At 68.8% G+C, this 14210-nt stretch carries 16 protein-coding genes; 5 read left to right on the forward strand and 11 right to left on the reverse strand.

Annotation, left to right across the window (positions count from 1 at the left end; genetic code table 11):
* Positions 1–50: 50 nt before the first annotated feature.
* The 9 genes from PYV00_RS01705 to PYV00_RS01745 all read right to left on the reverse strand — a co-directional run bounded on the left by PYV00_RS01705 (position 51) and on the right by PYV00_RS01745 (position 8923).
* Complete coding sequence (locus PYV00_RS01705; protein WP_275226511.1) at positions 51–848, reverse strand: phosphoadenylyl-sulfate reductase; 798 nt, start codon at positions 846–848, stop codon at positions 51–53.
* A gap of 4 nt (positions 849–852) precedes the next feature.
* Positions 853–1284: a DUF934 domain-containing protein gene (locus tag PYV00_RS01710; RefSeq protein ID WP_275226512.1), complete on the reverse strand. Its 432-nt coding sequence runs from the start codon at positions 1282–1284 to the stop codon at positions 853–855.
* Positions 1277–2911: a nitrite/sulfite reductase gene (locus tag PYV00_RS01715; RefSeq protein WP_275226513.1), complete on the reverse strand. Its 1635-nt coding sequence runs from the start codon at positions 2909–2911 to the stop codon at positions 1277–1279. The genes PYV00_RS01710 and PYV00_RS01715 overlap by 8 nt, the downstream gene beginning before the upstream one ends.
* Positions 2911–3207 carry a DUF2849 domain-containing protein gene (locus PYV00_RS01720; protein ID WP_275226514.1) on the reverse strand — a complete coding sequence of 99 codons (297 nt, stop codon included), beginning with the start codon at positions 3205–3207 and terminating at the stop codon, positions 2911–2913. The genes PYV00_RS01715 and PYV00_RS01720 overlap by 1 nt, the downstream gene beginning before the upstream one ends.
* Positions 3204–3974 (reverse strand): uroporphyrinogen-III C-methyltransferase, encoded by a 771-nt coding sequence (gene cobA, locus PYV00_RS01725; protein ID WP_275226515.1) that lies wholly within the window; start codon positions 3972–3974, stop codon positions 3204–3206. The genes PYV00_RS01720 and cobA overlap by 4 nt, the downstream gene beginning before the upstream one ends.
* A 102-nt stretch (positions 3975–4076) precedes the next feature.
* A complete protein-coding gene (locus PYV00_RS01730; RefSeq protein ID WP_275226516.1) occupies positions 4077–5378 on the reverse strand; it encodes an ATP-binding protein in 1302 nt (433 codons plus the stop codon).
* Positions 5379–5553: 175 nt separating this feature from the next.
* Positions 5554–6552 carry a mechanosensitive ion channel family protein gene (locus PYV00_RS01735; protein ID WP_275226517.1) on the reverse strand — a complete coding sequence of 333 codons (999 nt, stop codon included), beginning with the start codon at positions 6550–6552 and terminating at the stop codon, positions 5554–5556.
* Complete coding sequence (gene metC / locus PYV00_RS01740) at positions 6549–7766, reverse strand: cystathionine beta-lyase (protein WP_275226518.1); 1218 nt, start codon at positions 7764–7766, stop codon at positions 6549–6551. The genes PYV00_RS01735 and metC overlap by 4 nt, the downstream gene beginning before the upstream one ends.
* A gap of 11 nt (positions 7767–7777) precedes the next feature.
* Positions 7778–8923 (reverse strand): hypothetical protein, encoded by a 1146-nt coding sequence (locus PYV00_RS01745; protein ID WP_275226519.1) that lies wholly within the window; start codon positions 8921–8923, stop codon positions 7778–7780.
* 103 nt (positions 8924–9026) lie between these two features.
* On the opposite strand from PYV00_RS01745, the gene queF reads away from it, so the two are divergent.
* Positions 9027–9488: a preQ(1) synthase gene (gene queF, locus PYV00_RS01750; protein ID WP_275226520.1), complete on the forward strand. Its 462-nt coding sequence runs from the start codon at positions 9027–9029 to the stop codon at positions 9486–9488.
* Between the two features lie 15 nt (positions 9489–9503).
* Here queF and PYV00_RS01755 read toward each other — a convergent pair whose 3' ends face one another.
* Together PYV00_RS01755 and PYV00_RS01760 are read right to left on the reverse strand one after the other, a co-directional pair.
* Positions 9504–9770, reverse strand: a complete 267-nt coding sequence (locus tag PYV00_RS01755) for a hypothetical protein (RefSeq protein WP_275226521.1) — start codon at positions 9768–9770, stop codon at positions 9504–9506.
* Positions 9771–9857: 87 nt separating this feature from the next.
* Positions 9858–10760 carry an SDR family NAD(P)-dependent oxidoreductase gene (locus PYV00_RS01760; RefSeq protein WP_275226522.1) on the reverse strand — a complete coding sequence of 301 codons (903 nt, stop codon included), beginning with the start codon at positions 10758–10760 and terminating at the stop codon, positions 9858–9860.
* A gap of 171 nt (positions 10761–10931) precedes the next feature.
* Between PYV00_RS01760 and PYV00_RS01765 the strand changes: the two genes are divergently transcribed.
* The 4 genes from PYV00_RS01765 to PYV00_RS01780 all read left to right on the forward strand — a co-directional run bounded on the left by PYV00_RS01765 (position 10932) and on the right by PYV00_RS01780 (position 14205).
* Positions 10932–11759, forward strand: a complete 828-nt coding sequence (locus PYV00_RS01765; RefSeq protein ID WP_275226523.1) for an SDR family NAD(P)-dependent oxidoreductase — start codon at positions 10932–10934, stop codon at positions 11757–11759.
* A gap of 73 nt (positions 11760–11832) precedes the next feature.
* Positions 11833–12540, forward strand: a complete 708-nt coding sequence (locus tag PYV00_RS01770) for a GntR family transcriptional regulator (protein WP_275226524.1) — start codon at positions 11833–11835, stop codon at positions 12538–12540.
* Positions 12537–13697, forward strand: a complete 1161-nt coding sequence (locus tag PYV00_RS01775) for an isovaleryl-CoA dehydrogenase (protein ID WP_275226525.1) — start codon at positions 12537–12539, stop codon at positions 13695–13697. Before PYV00_RS01770 ends, PYV00_RS01775 begins: the two co-directional genes overlap by 4 nt.
* 88 nt (positions 13698–13785) lie before the next feature.
* Positions 13786–14205, forward strand: coding sequence for a GlcG/HbpS family heme-binding protein (locus PYV00_RS01780; protein WP_275226526.1), 420 nt, complete (start codon positions 13786–13788; stop codon positions 14203–14205).
* Positions 14206–14210: the final 5 nt, after the last annotated feature.

The following is a 14210-nucleotide window of genomic DNA, read 5'->3' on the forward strand; positions in this document are numbered from 1 at the left end:
TTTAAAGTATGATGAGAAATGCGCTTTTCCGCGCATTTCCAAACAAACTCTCAGAACACCGGATCGTAGCCCGGCGGCGTGCCATCGTCCTGTCCGGGTACGTGGATGCCGCATTCGACCTTGTCCCAGCCCTTCCAGCGGCCCGAGCGGGGGTCTTCGCCCGGCGCGACCTTGCTGGTGCAGGGCGAGCAGCCGATCGAGGGATAGCCTTCGGCCACCAGCGGATGCGGCGGCAGGTCATGCTCGGCGATATAGGCGGCAATGCGTTCGGGCGACCAGTCGATCAGCGGGTTGATCTTGAGCCGGCCTTGCGCGTCGGTCATGTCGATCTCGAAGCGCGGCAGGCTTGACCGGGTCGATGCCTGGAACGCCTTGCGCCCGGTGAAGGCGGCATCGAACCCGGCGAGCGCGCGCGCCAGCGGCTTCACCTTGCGAATCTCGCAGCAGCCGTCGGGATCGTAGGACCAGCGCAAGCCGCTTTCGTCCTTCTTCGCCAGTTCGGCGGGATCGGGCGTGAGGTTGTGCAGGCCGGTCAGCCCCAGGCGCTCGACCAGCAGGTCGCGATAGGCCAGCGTTTCGGGAAAGTGCTTGCCGGTTTCGAGGAACAGCACCGGCACGGCCGGATCGACGCGGCTGACCAGATGCAGCAGCACCGCGCTTTCGGCGCCGAAGCTGGAAACGATCGCGACATCGCCGGCCATGCGTTCCTGCAGCAGCGTTTCGAGCATTTCGAGCGTGTCGGTGCCCCGGAACAGCCGGTTGAGCCGCACGGCATCGGCCTCGCTGAAGCGGGGGCCGGTGTCGATGCGGTCGCGGATGCGTTCTTCGGCGCGGCGTGATTCGAGCATGGCTTTATCCCTGGTGGCGCTTGGCCCAGATCGGCGGGCGGCCATCGACGGTCGCCTGATAGACGTTGTGCCAGCGGGTGAACGCCGCCTCGGCGTCGGCCGGATCGAGCGGCCGTTCCGGCGCGAAGGCATCGAAGCCGCAGCGGCGCAACAGCGCGAGCTGGTCGATCAGCACGTCGCCCACCGCGCGCAGCTCGCCATCATAGCCCGCCTCGCGCAGCACCCGGGCGGCGGAATAGCCGCGCCCGTCGGTCCAGACGGGAAAGTTCACCTCGATCAGGCGCAGCCGGTCAAGATAAGGCAGCAGGTCGCGCGCATCGTCGCCGGGCTCGATCCGCACGGCCGATGCGTTCGACTGCTGGGCGAAGGAATCGACCGTGACGGCGGGATCGTTGACGGCGTCATCGTCGCGAAAGCGGAACTGGACATCAACCATAGAGCGCCTCCTTGAACGGGGCCATGCCGATGCGGTGATAGGTATCGAGGAAGCGTTCCTCGCCCTGCTTGTTGGCCAGATAGACTTCGGTGGCCTTTTCGACCGCGTTGACGATGCCGGCCTCGTCGAAGCCGGGCCCGGTGATCGTGCCCAGCGAGGTGTCCGCGCCTTCCGATCCGCCAAGCAGGAGCTGGTAGTTCTCCACGCCCTTGCGATCGACCCCCAGGATGCCGATGTGGCCGGCGTGGTGGTGGCCGCAGGCATTGATGCAGCCCGAGATCTTGAGCTTCAGCTCACCGATCGCCGCCTGCTTTTCCGGCGCGGCGAACAGTTCGGATATCCGCTGCGCCACCGGGATCGAGCGCGCATTGGCCAGGCTGCAATAATCGAGGCCGGGGCAGGCGATGATATCGCCGATCCGGTCAAGATTGGCAGTGCCCAGCCCCGCTTCGTCCAGCTTGCGCCACAGCGTGTAGAGATCGGCCTTGCGCACATGCGGATAGACGATGTTCTGCGCATGGGTGACGCGCAGCTCGTCGAACGAATAGTCGCGCGCCAGATCGGCCATGAGCCGGATCTGGTCGGCCGAGGCATCGCCCGGAATGCCGCCCACCGGCTTCAGGCTGACGGTCGCGATGGCATAGCCCGGCTGGCGGTGCGCCTGCGTGTTGCGCTCCACCCAGAGGCGGAAGTCGGGATCGGACAGGTCGAGATCGTCCGGCAGGCCCGCCTCGAACGCGGGGTCGGTGAAATAGAGCTTGATCCGCTCCAACTCGGCGATCGGCGGCTCGATCCCTTGCGTCAGCAGGTGGGCGAATTCCTCCTCGACCTGGCGGGTATATTCCTCGCGGCCCAGCTCGTGGACCAGGATCTTGATCCGCGCCTTGTACTTGTTGTCGCGCCGGCCATAGCGGTTGTAGACGCGCAGGCACGCCTCGGCATAAGTGATGAGCTGGTCCAGCGGCACGAAGTCGCGGATCAGCGGCGCGATCATCGGGGTGCGGCCCATGCCGCCGCCGACATAGAACCGCGCGCCGATCTCGCCCGCGTCGTTCCGCACCAGCCTGATACCGATATCATGCAGCTTCATCGCCGCGCGGTCGGTCTCGCTGGCGATCACCGCGATCTTGAACTTGCGCGGCAGGGTGAGGAATTCGGGGTGGAAGCTCGACCACTGGCGCAGCAGCTCGGCATAAGGGCGCGGATCGACGATCTCGTCGGCCGCCGCCCCGGCGTACTGGTCGGAACTGATGTTGCGGATGCAGTTGCCGCTGGTCTGGATCGCGTGCATTTCCACCGAGGCGAGATCGGCCAGGATGTCGGGCGTGTCCTCCAGCTTGATCCAGTTGTACTGGATGTTCTGGCGGGTGGTGAAGTGGCCATAGCCGCGATCGTACTTGTCGGCGATGTCGCCCAGCATCCGCATCTGCGCGCTCGACAGCGTGCCATAAGGCACCGCGACGCGCAGCATATAGGCGTGAAGCTGCAGGTAGAGGCCGTTCTGCAGCCGCAGCGGGCGGAACTGGTCCTCGGTCAGGCTGCCGTCGAGCCGGCGGCGCACCTGGTCGCGGAATTCCGCCACGCGGGCATCGACCATTTCCTGGTCGTATCGGTCATACTTGTACATCAGATCACCCAGTCAATGGCTTGCGGGTCGGCGGGCTTGAGCGTCAGGTCCGGGCGCACCGTGGGGCCCAGCGCGCGGATGCGATCCTTGATGTGCGCGGGACGCACGCCATCGGCCGTGTTCTGGCCATCGATCACATAGGCGCCCACGACGCGGCGGGCCGCTTCCTCGCGCGCGATCAGGTCGGCGCCGGCATCGGTCACGTCGGCTGCCTGCTCGACATGGAGCGACCAGCCTTCGCCGTCCCACCAGACGACCGCGCCGGTCTTCAGGTCGTTGCCTGTCAGGATCTTCACTTCACAGCCTCCAGCGCCAGTTCGCGAATGGTGTTGTCGGGCTCGGCCGCGACATCGCCGATGACGATGAGCGCCGGGCTCTTGACGCGCGCCCCCTGGATCAGATCGGGCAAGCCTGCAAGCGGGCAGCGCAGCACGCGCATACCGTGGCGCGTGGCATTTTCGATCACGGCGACCGGCGCGTCGGGCGCCAGCCCGTCGGCCATCAGCTTTTCGGCGATGGCGGCGGAGGTGGCGATGCCCATGAAGATCACCAGCGTGCGGCCCTTGCCGGCCAGCCCGGCCCAGTCCTGCTCGGCCAGGCCCTTGCACTGGCCGGCGACGAACGAGACGATCGAGGCATGGTCGCGGTGCGTCAGCGGCACTTGCGCCGCCGCCGCCGCGCCCAGCGCGGAAGAGATGCCGGGCACCACCCGCACCGGCACGCCCGCCGCGCGGCAGGCTTCGGCTTCCTCGCCGCCCCGGCCGAAGATGAACGGATCGCCGCCCTTCAGGCGCACCACATCGTTGCCGGCCAGCGCCTCGCGCACCAGCAGGGCGTTGATCGCTTCCTGCGCCATGGTGTGGCGCGAACGGCTCTTGGCCACCGAGATCAGGCGCGCGCCGGGATGCGCCATCGCCAGGATCGAGGGATCGACCAGCCCGTCATGCACGATCAGCGAAGCGGCCATGATCAGCCGCGCCGCGCGCAATGTCAGCAGGTCGGGATCGCCGGGGCCGGCGCCGACCAGATGGACGGTGCCGATGGAGGATGAGCGCTGTTGCATGGCCGCCCAGATGCCTTCGGCGGCCGCGAACTTCCAGCCAGAATGGCTTCGCGGGGGGTAAGCGGAGCTTTAGGGACGAATTCGGCGAGGCCGAACCGGCGCTTATGCTTCCACCGTCTCGGGCACGCGCAGGCAGGCGATCAGGCTGCCGTCGCCGGCGTTCGCGAACGAAAGGTGGCCGTTGAAGCGCATCATCAGGCGGTGGGCCGTGGGAATGCCCAGCCCGAAGCCCTTGGTGTCGCGCGCGCGGGCTTCGTCCAGGCGGAAGAACGGGTCCAGGACGGCATCGAAATAGCGCGGCGGGATGCCGGGGCCGGCGTCCGCCACCGCGATCGTCCAGCCGGCCTTGCCGCCGTGTATCGTCACGCGGGCTTCGTCGCCGAACTGGATCGCGTTTTCGACGAGCGCGGCCAGCGCCAGCGACAGCGGCTCGGGGAAGGTGCGCACTCTGCCTTCCTTCCCCTCGATCAGCCGGGCCCGGTCGCCGAAGGGGGCGAGCACTTCGCGCACGAACGGGTTCAGCTCGATAGTCTCTGCGCTCGCGGTCAGGTGCTGGGCCCGCAGGAAGCGCTGGAGCGAGGCCAGCAGGGCTTCCATCTCCTCCACGCTCGACAGGACGATCTGCGCCAGTTCCTCGTCCCCGATCAGTTCGGCGGCGATCTTCTGGCGCGAAAGCGGCGTGCGCAGATCGTGGCTGATGGCTTCGAAGGACCGGGCCTGATCCTGCAGCAGCCGCTCGATCCGGTCCTGCATCACGTTCATCGCGTGCGCCAGATTGCGCAGGTCGTTCGAGCCGCCCTCGCTGATCGCGACGCGCCTGCCTTGCCCGATCGCTTCGGCCGCGTCGGTCAGCCGGCGCAGCGGCCGGGCCAGGATGTGCAGCGCGGCCAGACCGATGCCGATGAGGATGATCGTGGTGCCCAGCGTCAGCACGGTGGCCCGCAGCGCGACAGGCCACATCGACGAGATGTCGCGCGAGCGGAAGTTCAGCCAGGTCCCGTTCGCCAGCCGGATCGAGCCGACGAGATCCTGCTTGCCATCGGCGGCATGGCGCGTGGCCAGGCGCAGCGAGCGGTTCGCCAGGCTCGGCTCCCACTCGACGATCCGGTGGGCGATCCGCTCCAGCGTCGCGATCCGGGCCGGCGCGCGCACCGCGGGCGCTGGGGCCACATCGGCGGCGAGGTGGCGCGTGCTCATGGTGAAGGCGGTGAGAGCCGGATCGATCGCGTGGACCCTGTCGCTCACCACCAGCAGCTCGGCCACGCGGCGGGCATGGTCGTCGCTCAGCGACTGGCGGTCGATCGCCTGATAGAACAGCAGGCTGCCGACCAGCTGCACGAGCCCGAGCAGCACGAAGATCGCCGCCACGTATGCCGCGAAGCGCGGGGTAAAGGGTCGGCGCACCTGGTATCGATCCTCTCGTCCTGCCGCGCGGACGGCCTTGCCCGCCGGCCGCGCGATACGCGGCTCTCTTGTCTGGCGGCCGCGCCTTTCCGGTTCGGTCTCACTCGCGGGCCGCCAGGTCAATCGGCCGGCGATGCCGGAAATGATTTGAAATGTGCCGCGCTAGTCGCGCGGCCTACTCGGAAGGATCGCGCAGCGGCGCGTTCGCCGCCGGCTGGCGCAGCGCATCCACCAGCTCGCGCCAGGCCGCGCTGTCGCGCAAGTTGAGATCGCGCTGGGGGAAGGGGATCTCGATGCCGTGTTCCTTGAACAGCCACCACAGCTTTTTCAGCACGTCGGACCGCACGTTGCCGATGCCTTCCTCGGGATCGGTGATCCAGCAGTGGATCACGAACCGGATCGCATTGTCGCCATAGGAATCGAGCCAGACCGTCGGCGGCGGGGCCTTGAGCACGCGCTGCACCGATCGGGCGGCTTCCAGCATCAGCTCTTCGGCCTTCTCGATATCGGCGTGGTAGCTGATCCCCACCGGCACCTGCATCCGCACGTTGCGCGAGGAATAGGACCAGTTCTCCACCTGATTGACCATCAGGTTCTCGTTGGGGATCAGGTATTCCTTCTGGTCGCGCGTGGTGAGCGAGACGGCGCGGATGCCGATCTTGCGAATCTGGCCGAACGTGGATTGCCCGCTCTGGTCGGCGATGGCGATCACGTCGCCGGGCTTGATCGACTTGTCGAGCAGCAGGATGATCCCGGCGATCAGGTTGCCGAAGGTCTTCTGCAGGCCGAAGCCGATGGCAAGGCCGAAGGCGCCGGAAAACACCGTCAGCGCGGTCAGGTCGATGCCCAGCACGTCGATGCCGACCAGGATGGCGATCGCCCAGACCAGCAGGCTGATGAGCTTTTCGGCCAGCAGCTTCTGGGTATCGTCCAGGCGGGTCATGCGGCGCAGCAGCCGGTTGGCCAGCTTGCTGACGGACCAGGCGATGGCGATGACCGCGACCACCACCAGGACCAGCACGATCATGTCCCACACCGAGACCCGCGTGTGGCCCACCTGCAAGGCCAGCCGGTCCAGCGTATCGACCACGCCGCCCATCGTCTGGCTATGCGAGGCGACCGCGTCGCGAATGCCTTCCGCGCCCGCGACGGGCTGGTCGCTGGCCTTGCTCATCCGCCGGCCATGGCGGCCGCCAGCGCCTGCGCGATATCGACGATCAGATCGGCCGGGTCTTCCAGCCCGATGGCAAGGCGCACGCCATGCCGGTCGCCCGGTTCCAGCCCGGCGGGCGGCCAGCGCATGACGGCGCGCAGCGGCGCGGGATCGACCGGCACGGCCAGGCTTTCGAAGCCGCCCCAGCTATAACCGATGCCGAACAGTTCGAGCGCGTCGATGAAGCGGTCACGCCGCGCGCGGTCGCCGCCGCGGAACACGAAGCTGAACAGGCCGCAGCCGCCGGCAAAATCGCGCCGCCAGATCTCGTGGCCGGGCGCGCCGGGCAGCATCGGGCAAAGGACGCGGGCGATTTCATCGCGTCCGGCCAGCCACGAAGCGATCTCAAGTGCACTTGAGGTTTCCCGATTCAGCCGCAATTCCAATGTCCTTAGCCCGCGCAGCGCCAGCGCCGCATCATCGGGCGAAACGACGATGCCCAGCCCCTGCGCGCGCTTGCGCAAGGCCTCGTAAAGCTCTGGCCCGGCGCTGGCGCTGCCCATCATCAGGTCGGAATGGCCGCCCACGTGCTTGGTCAGGGCCATCACCGTGATGTCGATGCCATGGGCCAGCGCGGCAAAGCCGGTCGGCCCGGCCCAGGTGTTGTCGAGCACCGAAAGCGCGCCGTGTTCGCGCGCGATCGCGGCCAGCGCGGGCACGTCGGGCACTTCCATGGTCAGGCTGCCCGGCGTCTCCAGCAGCACCGCGCGCGTGCGGTCGCAGAACAGCGCGCGATAGGCCGCATGGTCGAATGGATCGAACAGGCGCGTCTCGATGCCGAAGTCGGCCAGCAGGCCCTTGCCCATGGCCCGGCTGGGATCATAGGCATTGTCGGTCATCAGCAGGACGTCGCCGGGGCGCAGCACCGTCAGCAGCGTGCCCGCGATCGCCGCCACGCCCGAGGGATAGAGGACGGTTCCGGCCGCGCCCGGCTCCAGCCCGGTCAGCGCGTCGGCCAGCGCCCACTGCGTCGGCGCGCCGCGCCGGCCATAGAAGAAGCGCCCGTCCTCGTTGCGCCGGGGCCCTTCGGCCAGCGCGGCCATGTTCTCGTAAAGGTGCGTGCTGGCCCGCCATACCGGCGGATTGACCACCGGCCCGGTCCATTCCCGCCGCCGCCCCGCGCCGACCAGTCTGGTGCCGGTGCCGACCTTGCCTGTCTTGTTCTGCTCGCTCATGCGGGCGGAACCTAGCTGGCGGCGCGCACCGGGTCGAGGGCCAAGCGGCGTGCCGCCTCGATCTCGCGCGCGGCCAGCGTCTGGATCAGCCTTGGCCCGTCGAGCCGGATCGGGCCGAGCGGCTCGTCCGCCCGCGCGCCGGGCTGGCCGATGGTGAAGACGCGCGTGGCGCGATGCCCCTCGGGCCCCAGCACGCAGAAGCGGGCAAGGGGCACGAAGAACTGGCTCTGCCCGTTGCGGATCGGCCGGATCGCCTCGATCGGCAGCCGCAGTTCGCCGTTGAGCGCCAGGGTTTCGCCCGCCGCCGGGGCGGGGATTTCGTGCCGCGTGTCCAGCGCCTGCGGGTCGGGCGCGAGCTGGGCCCGGCTGTCGAGCGAGGCGTGCGCGCCGATCATGTCGGCCACCACGCGCAAGGGCCCGTCCGCGCCGTCGCCGGCCAGATCCAGGCGGTAGCGCAGCGTGGCGTAGACCAGCGAAAGCCGCAGGCTCTCGGGTTCGAGCCGCAGCGCGAAGGCGCCATCGGGGGCCGGGCTGCCTGCCGGAGCGGCTGGGAGGCGGCGGCGCGGATCGGCCAATGCGGCGGGCGCGCTCGGCGTGGGCGGCGCGGCTTCGGATGCACGGGCCGGGCCCCGTTTCTTGCGGCGCCGGAAGGCGAGCGCGCCGCCTGTGGCCAGCACCAGCGCGGCGAGGCCGGCGGCGATCCATGGCAACGCATCGCGGCCCTGCGTCGCGGGCACCTCGCTGGCCGGGGCGGGCGCGGGTGCTGGCATCGGGAGCGGCGCGGCGCTTGCGCTGGCCGGAGCCGGGTTCGCGGTGGCCGTCGGCGTCGGCGTCGCGCGCGGGGCTGGCGGCGAGGCCGTGGGCCGGGGGCGAGTGGATGGCGGAGACGCGGGCGCGCCCGTTGCCGGCGGAATGGCCAGCGTCGGCGCGGTGGTCGGTGCGGGCGTCGGTGAGGGCGCCGCGCCGGGGCGCGTGCGGAAGGGGTTTTCGGGATCGACCGGCCCTTCCACGGGCGCGCCGGTCGGGCCGGGGGCGGGCGGCAACTGATAGCTGCCGACCCCGCCGGCATCCTGCGCCGGCAGCGCGCTGGGCCAGGCAAGCCCCAGCGCGAGCGCGAGGCGGGCAACGTGCGCGGTGATCTTGCGGTCGGCCCTCATATCCCGCCAGTCTCCTTCGGCCGGCCGGCTGAACCTCGACTTAATTGGCCGGCATGGCAACGCCGGCTTGTGTCGCGCGCGCGATGGCGGCATGGCCGGGGGGATGAGCGATACGCCTTCCCCGCCGCTGCACCTTGGCCGGCAGAGCGCCTTGCCCGCATCTCCCGAGCAGGCCATTCTCGATTACGTGCCCAATCCCCGCCGGGGCACGCTTTATCTCGTGCGTTTCGCCGCGCCGGAATTCACCTCGCTATGCCCGGTGACGGGCCAGCCCGATTTCGCGCATCTGGTGATCGATTATGCGCCCGGCGAAACCATCGTCGAATCGAAAAGCCTGAAGCTGTTCCTTGGCGCGTTCCGCAACCATTGCGGCTTCCACGAGGATGTCACGGTGGGCATCGGCCAGCGCCTGTGCGACGAGATGCGCCCGCTCTGGCTGCGCATCGGCGGCTACTGGTATCCGCGGGGCGGCATTCCCATCGACGTGTTCTGGCAATCCGGCCCGGCGCCCGCTGGGCTGTGGGTGCCCGATCAGGGCGTGCCGGGCTATCGCGGCCGCGGCTAGCGCGCTCGATCCCGCCTAGTTGGCCGAAGCGAAAGCCGCCGCGTGCCGGGTCAGGTCGATCGTGCCCTTGCCCAGCCGTGCGAGTTGCCTGCTGTCCAGGCACTGCGCGAAGACGGTGGGATAGTCGGCGGCCATGGCCGTGTCGCTGCCCAGCGCCGCTTCCCGGGCGGCAAGGCAGGCTGTGCGGCTTTCGTAGCCTTGCACCGGGCCGGCCAGGCGCTGGCAGGCGGTGCCGTCGTCCGAACAGCCGAACAGGGCCAGGGCAAACATCACTCCGCTCATTCATCGTCCCCTTTCAATAAGGGAACGCCTAGGCGGCGATTCGTTTCCCGTCGGTGCGAAAACGCACAGGATCGGGCGAAAGCGTGCCTATCCTTGCAGTTTTTTCAGCGTCCCGCCCAGCGGCGCGGGCATGAAGCCGTCGCCTTCCGGCCAGTCGAGGAAGCCCCACGAGGCGCTGGTGCCGCCATCGACATGGAGCGTCTGCCCCGTCACCGTGCGCGACAGGTCGCTGACGAGGAACAGCAGGCCGTCGATCACTTCGCCAACGCTGGGGGGGCGCTTTTGCGGCACGTAGAATTCGATCGACTTGTTCAGCGCATCCTCGCCCAGTTCGGCCAGCCGGGCGAAGTCCTCCGCCGCCAGCGCGGCGTTGGAGGCGCGGGCCAGCGTCGTGTCGCTGGCCAGGCAGTTCACCCGGATCATGTCGGCGCCCAGTTCGACCGCGAGCGCGCGGGTAAAATTGGTCGTCGCCGCCTTGGCCCCGGCATAGACCGCGAAGGTGGCGGCGCCGCGATGCGCCTCGATCGTGGTGAAATTGACGATCGCGGCGCCTTCGCCGCTTGCGCGCAGCAGCGGCAACGCGCGGTGGCAGGATTGCACGATGTAATCGTAATTCATGCGGATATCGCGGGCGTGCAGCGCGCGGGTCGTATCGGCGAACAGGTTGCGCTCGACCAGACCGGCGACGTTGACCAGGATATCGACCCGCCCGGTCTCGGCCGCGACCGCGTCCCAGAACGCATCGAGCGAGGCTTCGTCGGCCACATCGGCGCAATGCGCCGAGATCGTGCCGCCCAGCGCTTCCACTTCGGGAACGATGGCCGCGATCCCCTCGCGATCGTTGTCGCAGGCGATCACCCGCACGCCTTCGTGCGCCAGCCCCAGCGTGACGCCGCGCCCGATATGGCCGGCGCAGCCGCCGATCACGACGGCGATCTTCCCGGCCATGGCCCGATGCGCTTCCAGCAATCCCATTCCCGACTCTCCCATTGGTATCTTGTCGGCAAATCTATGGACGAGGCCGGCGCGGGCGGGCAAGCGGATTGACTGTACGACTGTTCAATCGCGCACCGGGATGCGCACGATGCGGCACTCGTCATTGGTCGCGGTATTGACGAGTGCCGCTCCGCTCGCCGACAACGGGCGGGGAGGAGATGGTGCATGTCTGAAAGAACCTGGCTGGTCACCGGCGCGTCGCGCGGGTTTGGCCGCGTGCTGGCCGAAGCGCTGCTGGAACGGGGCGAACGGGTGGTGGCCACCGCGCGCGCCGTGGCCTTGCTGGAGGGGCTGGCCGCGCCTTATGGCGATCGCGCGCTGGCACTGGCGCTCGACGTCACGCGGCCCGAAGCGATCGCGGCCGCTGTCGCCCGCGCGCTGGAACGGTTCGGCGCGATCGACGTGCTGGTCAACAATGCCGGCCACGGCCACATGGGAACGGTGGAGGACGCGCCGGTCGCCGATGCGCGGGCGATGATGGAAACCAACTATTTCGGCGCGCTGGGGATGATCAAGGCGGTGCTGCCGGGGATGCTGGCGCGCCGGTCCGGGCAGATCGTCAATATCGGCTCGGTCGCGGGGCAAGTGGGCTTTCCCGTGATCGGTTATTACTGCGCGTCCAAGTTCGCGCTTGCCGGCCTGACCGAATCGATGGCGGCCGAGCTGGCGCCGCTCGGCATCCGGGTGACGCTGGCCGAGCTGGGCCCTTTCGCGACCGGCTTTGCCGGGGCGATGGATATCGTCCCGCCTGCGGCGCATTACGATCTGGCGGCGCTGTCGCGCGAGGCGGGCAACGCCGGTTGGGGCGCGGGCGACGATCCGCGCGCCGGCGCCGAAGCGCTGCTGGCCGCGCTGGCCGATCCCGCGCCGCCGCGCCGGCTGATCCTGGGCCAGCCGGGGCTCGATGTCGTCGCGCTGCACGAGGCGCGGCGGCTGGCCGAGCGGGAGCGTTGGCTGGCCGTCGCCCGGTTGGAGGCGATCGTCGCCGGATGAGCGCGGCGCGCGATTTGGCGAAGCGCGGTGTTGCCGCTATGGTCCGCGCCCCAGCGATTTTCCAAGGAGTCCAATGATCAAGGATCAGCAAACCGTCGCGAGCCAGCGGGTCGCCGATATCCTTGCCGAGCGTATCCTTTCCGGCGAGCTGGTGCCGGGCGCGCGGATCAAGCAGGACGAACTGGCCGATGAACTGCACACCAGCCGCATCCCGGTGCGTGACGCGCTGCGGATGCTGGAAGCGCGCGGGCTCGTCACCATGCGTGTCAATGCCGGCGCGCGCGTCACCAGCCTGACCAATCGCGACCTCATCATTTCCTATGAGATCCGCGAAAGGATCGAGCCGCTGCTGCTGGCGGACAGCGTGCCGAACCTGACCGACGCGGATATCGAGGATCTGCGTCAGGTGATGGAACGCAACGAACGCGTGACCGACATCGACGAGGCGATCGCGCTGGGGCGCGAATTCCACTGGATCACTTATCGTCGCCACAACACGCCTCTGCTCGCGCAGATCGTCGAACGGGTCTGGGACACGACCCAAAGCTACCGCCGGGCCTACCTGAAGCTGGCCATGTCCGGTGGCAACCGCACTCATGATATCGAGCACCAACTGATGTTTGACGCAATTCGCAATCGAGAAATAGAGACCGCGCAAGCCGCGCTGGTCATGCATATCCGTCGCACCCGCACGGGGCTGGTGCGCTATGGCCATCTGCTGGCCGGCAGCGGCCAGCCCGCGCCCGTGTCCGGCACTCCGATCCTGGACGCCGCCGAATGAGCCGCGCGACACCGCCGTTCGATTTCGCGCTGGGCGAGAATGCGGAGATGATCCGCGAAAGCACCGCGCGCTTCGCCGATGAACGGATCGCGCCGCTGGCGGCGAAAGTCGATGCCGAGGACTGGTTTCCCCGCGCGCTCTGGCCGGAAATGGGCGAGCTGGGCCTGCACGGCATTACCGTGGAAGAGGACTGGGGCGGGATCGGCCTGGGCTACCTCGAACATGTGATCGCGGTGGAGGAAGTGAGCCGGGCCAGTGCTTCGGTGGGCCTGAGCTATGGCGCGCACTCGAACCTGTGCGTCAACCAGATCCGCCGCTGGGGCAACGAGGAGCAGAAGGCGAAGTACCTGCCCAGGCTGATCACTGGCGAGCATGTCGGCAGCCTGGCGATGTCGGAAGCGGGCGCGGGCTCGGACGTGGTGGGCATGAAGCTGAAGGCCGATGCGGTGCCCGGCGGCTTCCGGCTGAACGGCACCAAGTTCTGGATCACCAACGGCACTTATGCCGATACTCTGGTGGTCTATGCCAAGACCGGCGAGGGATCGAAGGGCATCACCGCCTTCCTGATCGAGAAGGACTTCGCCGGCTTTGCGATCGGCCAGAAGATCGACAAGATGGGGATGCGCGGCTCGCCCACCTGCGAGCTGGTGTTCGACGATTGCTTCGTGCCCGAGGAGCAGGTGATGGGCCCGCTGCACGGCGGTGTACGCGTGCTGATGAGCGGGCTTGATTATGAGCGGGTGGTGCTGGCCGGGCTACAGCTTGGCATCATGCAGGCCTGCCTCGACACGGTGATTCCCTATGTGCGCGAGCGGCGGCAGTTCGGCAAGCCGATCGGCGCGTTCCAGCTGATGCAGGCCAAGGTGGCGGACATGTACGTCGCGCTGCAATCGGCGCGGGCTTATGTCTATGCGGTGGCGCGGGCCTGCGATGCCGGGCAGACGACGCGCTTCGACGCGGCCGGTGCGATCCTGCTGGCGAGCGAGAGCGCGTTCCGCGTCGCGGGCGAGGCGGTGCAGGCGCTGGGCGGCGCCGGCTATACCAAGGACTGGCCGGTCGAACGCTATCTGCGCGATGCCAAGCTGCTCGACATCGGCGCCGGCACCAACGAGATCCGCCGCATGTTGATCGGCCGGGAGCTGATCGGCGCGGCCTGACGGGGGATTCGTGTATACATTGGCGGTTGCCGGTGTGGGCCCGCGCGGCTAGACGGCGCGGGCAATCGCACAGGGAAAGGACCGCCGCATGATCAGCCTCGAACAGGCCCGCGCCATCATCGCCGCCACGCGCGCCAGGGGCCGCGAGATGGGCCTCAACCCGCTCACCGTGGTGGTGCTCGACGCGGGCGGCCATCTGGTGGCGATGGAGCGGGAGGACGGCTCGGCCTATGGCCGCCCGGATATCGCCGGCGGCAAGGCGGCGGGCGCGCTCGCCATGGGCGTGTCCAGCCGCAAGCTGGGCGACATGGCGGCCGAACGCCCGCAATTCCTGGCGGCGCTGAGCGCGGCCTGGGCCGGCAAGCTGATCCCGGCGGCCGGCGGCGTGCTGGTGAAGGACGCGGCCGGCAGCCTGCTGGGCGCGGTCGGCGTCAGCGGCGACCTGTCCGACAAGGACGAGGAAGCAGCCTTCGCCGGGATCGCCGCCGCGGGGCTGGCCGCCGGCTAGGCCGG

Origin of the sequence: Novosphingobium album (ex Liu et al. 2023) (assembly GCF_029076845.1) — a bacterium.
Lineage (GTDB): Bacteria > Pseudomonadota > Alphaproteobacteria > Sphingomonadales > Sphingomonadaceae > Novosphingobium.

Bases quoted from the DNA above. Each gene is read 5' to 3' on its own strand.
- PYV00_RS01705 (WP_275226511.1), bottom strand. From the start codon at position 848: ATGCTCGAATCACGCCGCGCCGAAGAACGCATCCGCGACCGCATCGAC.
- queF (WP_275226520.1), top strand. From the start codon at position 9,027: ATGAGCGATACGCCTTCCCCGCCGCTGCACCTTGGCCGGCAGAGCGCC.
- PYV00_RS01775 (WP_275226525.1), top strand. From the start codon at position 12,537: ATGAGCCGCGCGACACCGCCGTTCGATTTCGCGCTGGGCGAGAATGCG.
- cobA (WP_275226515.1), bottom strand. From the start codon at position 3,974: ATGCAACAGCGCTCATCCTCCATCGGCACCGTCCATCTGGTCGGCGCC.
- PYV00_RS01710 (WP_275226512.1), bottom strand. From the start codon at position 1,284: ATGGTTGATGTCCAGTTCCGCTTTCGCGACGATGACGCCGTCAACGAT.
- PYV00_RS01715 (WP_275226513.1), bottom strand. From the start codon at position 2,911: ATGTACAAGTATGACCGATACGACCAGGAAATGGTCGATGCCCGCGTG.
- PYV00_RS01780 (WP_275226526.1), top strand. From the start codon at position 13,786: ATGATCAGCCTCGAACAGGCCCGCGCCATCATCGCCGCCACGCGCGCC.
- metC (WP_275226518.1), bottom strand. From the start codon at position 7,766: ATGAGCGAGCAGAACAAGACAGGCAAGGTCGGCACCGGCACCAGACTG.
- PYV00_RS01770 (WP_275226524.1), top strand. From the start codon at position 11,833: ATGATCAAGGATCAGCAAACCGTCGCGAGCCAGCGGGTCGCCGATATC.
- PYV00_RS01745 (WP_275226519.1), bottom strand. From the start codon at position 8,923: ATGAGGGCCGACCGCAAGATCACCGCGCACGTTGCCCGCCTCGCGCTC.
- PYV00_RS01760 (WP_275226522.1), bottom strand. From the start codon at position 10,760: ATGGGAGAGTCGGGAATGGGATTGCTGGAAGCGCATCGGGCCATGGCC.
- PYV00_RS01755 (WP_275226521.1), bottom strand. From the start codon at position 9,770: ATGAGCGGAGTGATGTTTGCCCTGGCCCTGTTCGGCTGTTCGGACGAC.
- PYV00_RS01735 (WP_275226517.1), bottom strand. From the start codon at position 6,552: ATGAGCAAGGCCAGCGACCAGCCCGTCGCGGGCGCGGAAGGCATTCGC.
- PYV00_RS01765 (WP_275226523.1), top strand. From the start codon at position 10,932: ATGTCTGAAAGAACCTGGCTGGTCACCGGCGCGTCGCGCGGGTTTGGC.